Here is a 3,022-nt window from a genome sequence, read left to right as displayed (position 1 = left end):
GTCGATGTATCGCGCATAGTATGCCCATCGCTGCTCGAGGCTGGGGTAGAGGTAGTAGAAGCCGTCGAAAAGGCTCTTGACTACTTTCGATTGATGCTCAGTGCCCATTGTATTCGCTACGATTAAACTCGGCACAGGGGATACTGGTTTTCCGTGCGAAAACGCTCATGCCGCTAAATTGAGCGACCGCCTGTACTGCAGCGGGATCATCCGCCCGAGCGATCCCTCAATCCGTCGCCCGTTGCGCCAATCGGCAGAAGCCACGCGTGGACGCTAATCGCTCGAGCGAATCGTCGTCGGTTTCCGTTTAACGATTTCTTTTTCCGCTATTATCTGACCCTCGGACTTCCTCGTGATAGAAGTAGTCCACGATCACCGGATGCCCCTGGGGGACTCTGCCATAAGGCATTTCGTTGTCCACAAAGGGGCAATCGTACTTCTTGGCCATTTCCTCGGCTTTTACTTCAAGCGCTTCAAAATAGCTACGGTTGCGCTTGTTATAGATCTCATCGTAAAGCGGTACGAGATTGGGATGTTTCTCGGCGATATAATCCAGGATCGCTTTTTTGAAACCACCCCGAAGATTGAGATTTTCGAGCCAAAACAAATCGCACCGATCCTTTACTCGCTCAAAAATCATCTCAAAATCCGTGATGCCGGGAAATACCGGGGACACGAAGCAGACCGTACGGATACCTTCGTCATACACCTGCTTCATAGCAGCGATACGACGCTCGATGCTCGACGCGGAGTCCATATCGTTCTTGAAGTTCTCATCCAGCGTGTTGATCGACCATGAAACGGTCACTCGTCCAAGCCTCTTCAGCAGATCGATATCCCGTACCACAAGATTGGACTTTGTGCAGATCAGAATATCTGCATCGCTGCCAATCAGCTGCTCCAGGAGTTTCCTGGTATTCCCGAATCGCTCCTCCTGTGGATTGTAGCCATCCGTCACAGAACCGATAACCACCCGCTGTCCAGCGTATTTCTTCGGATTCTTGATTTCCGGCCAATGCTTCACATCAAGAAAGGTGCCCCATTCCTCCTTGTGTCCGGTAAAGCGCTTCATAAAGGAGGCATAGCAATACTTACAGGCATGCGTGCAGCCTACATAGGGATTGACCGAGTAGCCGCCTACCGGCAGGCTGGACTTGGTCATGATGTTCTTTGCTTCCACCTCATTGATGAGGATTCCATCGATCACTTCCGCCATGTTCTCTGCACCTCCAGCACTCTTTCGAATTCTTCCGGCAATTCCTGAATCATGTTTTCGTCCCCTATGACAGAGACGAGGTCTTCCTTCATAAACATTGGAATGCCAAGCGCGTGCGCCTGGTCCGTCAAAGACCATGCCCACTCCGGTTCCGTATGAACCTTCCTGCTCTGCGCCCCGGTCATGGTACCGACGACGATCCAGTTGATTCCGGAAAGGTCGACCGTACCGGGATCGTCGAATAGCGGCTCAAAAGTAACGAAGAAGTGATTTGCTTTGACGTTTTTCCGAAGGGCGTCGATACGCCACAGCTCCGCTTTCCTCGTCACCGTAACGCCGAACCATGCGTTTTCCAGGTCGGTATCTAAATCCAGCAAATCGGGTCTCTTGGTCAGGAACAGGAACTGATGCTGTGGATTCTCATGGATCTTTGCAAATACCTCGTCTCGCCATTCCAGCTTCCACCCGGAGAGATCGCTCATGCCGGTAAGGAGAAAGTTCTGCGGGCGTTTCTTTTCCATCATCTTGAGCTTGCTCGGGAAGAACGCAGGATCAGCGAAGTCGTCAATCATATGCCAACGTTTCACATTGTTACGGGCATAGCAATATGGACACCCCACCGTGCAGCCGATGACGATATTCATATTCTGAATCTGATTTTTGATGCAGATGCTCATAACGCCTGCCTACCTGCCTCTCCCGTAAACACACAATCAGCCTCCCCCACCTTGCGGACAAAAGCCTCGATATCTTGCTTGCAAGCAGCAGGCTCGCAATCGCTCAAATCGTATGACGTGCCGCCGTTTCGATAGACGGCCCGATGGGAAAACGATCGGCTGACAAGCCCGATGCCGAGCTTCTCGCACAGGGTCATCCGTGCTCCCTTTCAGCTATAAAAAACAGGTGTCTATAAACAGTATCCTTGTTGATTTTCGCAGGGGCAATGAACAAACGCGTGCACCTGTCGATAAACGAACAGCTACTGGACATTGTCAAACGACTCAGATTGGAGAGGCGATGGGAGAAACCAAGATCGACCGCCGGCGGCGCTACACCCTCTCGGTCATACAGGAGGCGTTCTTCGCGCTGCTGGCCGAGGTCGGCTTCGCGAAGATGACGGTGGCGGACATCTGCCGCCGCGCCGAGATCAACCGGGGAACGTTCTATCTGCATTGCGAGGATAAGTACGCGCTGCTCGATGCGCTTATCGACGAGGCATTGGCAGCGGCTCCCCCGCTTGAGGGGGTTGAATCGGCAACGCTTTGCCAGCGTCCGCCGGCAGACGACGATTATCGCCTGCTTTATTCGGACAGCGACGCATACGCTCGCGTAGCCCAGCGCGTCATAGAACGCGGAGCGGAGCAGATGGTTCCCTGGGTCATGGAGAAAACAGGGCTTTCACGCGAAGACGCCTTCCTGCTCTTCATCCACAACGTCCAGGGCAATCTGGCCGTCAACCGCCTGCTCGGCTGGAGACGAGGCCCCGAGTTCACCCATGCCCAGGAGCTGCTCAACGCCTATTCCGAAGGGGGCTTACTGGCGGTATCCGCTCTTCGCGATTCCGATAACCCATCGTGACCTGCGATTCAGGAATACCAGCCTCCGAGCCCTCTCGTTCGGAGGCTGCGGCTAAAACCTCATTGCGCGTCTACCGCTCCGCGTTACTCGCCACCTGCCCGCGCCACCGAGAGCAGGGCGCCCAAATCGGCCTGGATCGCCCCTGCCTTGCTTCCAAGCTGCAACGGAGCCGAGCCGCCCGAGATGTTTACGCTCAAAAGGTGCGCATCCGGCAGCTTCGCGGTCATG

At 54.3% G+C, this 3,022-nt stretch carries 4 protein-coding genes; 1 reads left to right on the top strand and 3 read right to left on the bottom strand.

The window, feature by feature from the left end:
- Positions 1–307: 307 nt before the first annotated feature.
- The 3 genes from DW754_RS10725 to DW754_RS10715 are packed head-to-tail and all read right to left on the bottom strand — an operon-like array spanning position 308 to position 2,090.
- Entirely contained in the window at positions 308–1,216 is a 909-nt protein-coding gene (locus DW754_RS10725) for a radical SAM mobile pair protein B (RefSeq protein ID WP_117759919.1), read from the bottom strand.
- Positions 1,204–1,893: a radical SAM mobile pair protein A gene (locus tag DW754_RS10720; protein WP_055252677.1), complete on the bottom strand. Its 690-nt coding sequence runs from the start codon at positions 1,891–1,893 to the stop codon at positions 1,204–1,206. Before DW754_RS10720 ends, DW754_RS10725 begins: the two co-directional genes overlap by 13 nt.
- On the bottom strand, positions 1,890–2,090 hold the full coding sequence (locus DW754_RS10715) for a hypothetical protein (RefSeq protein ID WP_117759917.1): 201 nt from the start codon (positions 2,088–2,090) through the stop codon (positions 1,890–1,892). The genes DW754_RS10720 and DW754_RS10715 overlap by 4 nt, the downstream gene beginning before the upstream one ends.
- A gap of 143 nt (positions 2,091–2,233) precedes the next feature.
- Here DW754_RS10715 and DW754_RS10710 point away from each other — a divergent pair, with 143 nt between their 5' ends.
- Positions 2,234–2,794, top strand: a complete 561-nt coding sequence (locus DW754_RS10710) for a TetR/AcrR family transcriptional regulator (RefSeq protein ID WP_117759916.1) — start codon at positions 2,234–2,236, stop codon at positions 2,792–2,794.
- Positions 2,795–3,022 lie beyond the last annotated feature (228 nt).

The sequence above is a fragment of the Collinsella sp. AM29-10AC genome, assembly GCF_003469085.1.
Classification (GTDB): domain Bacteria; phylum Actinomycetota; class Coriobacteriia; order Coriobacteriales; family Coriobacteriaceae; genus Collinsella.
The sequence above is the reverse complement of the archived record's forward strand: the minus strand, read 5'-3'. Positions and strand labels throughout refer to the sequence as shown.

Excerpts from the sequence above, each read along its gene's own strand:
- DW754_RS10720 (WP_055252677.1), bottom strand. The coding sequence starts at position 1,893 with ATGAGCATCTGCATCAAAAATCAGATTCAGAATATGAATATCGTCATC.
- DW754_RS10725 (WP_117759919.1), bottom strand. The coding sequence starts at position 1,216 with ATGGCGGAAGTGATCGATGGAATCCTCATCAATGAGGTGGAAGCAAAG.
- DW754_RS10710 (WP_117759916.1), top strand. The coding sequence starts at position 2,234 with ATGGGAGAAACCAAGATCGACCGCCGGCGGCGCTACACCCTCTCGGTC.
- DW754_RS10715 (WP_117759917.1), bottom strand. The coding sequence starts at position 2,090 with ATGACCCTGTGCGAGAAGCTCGGCATCGGGCTTGTCAGCCGATCGTTT.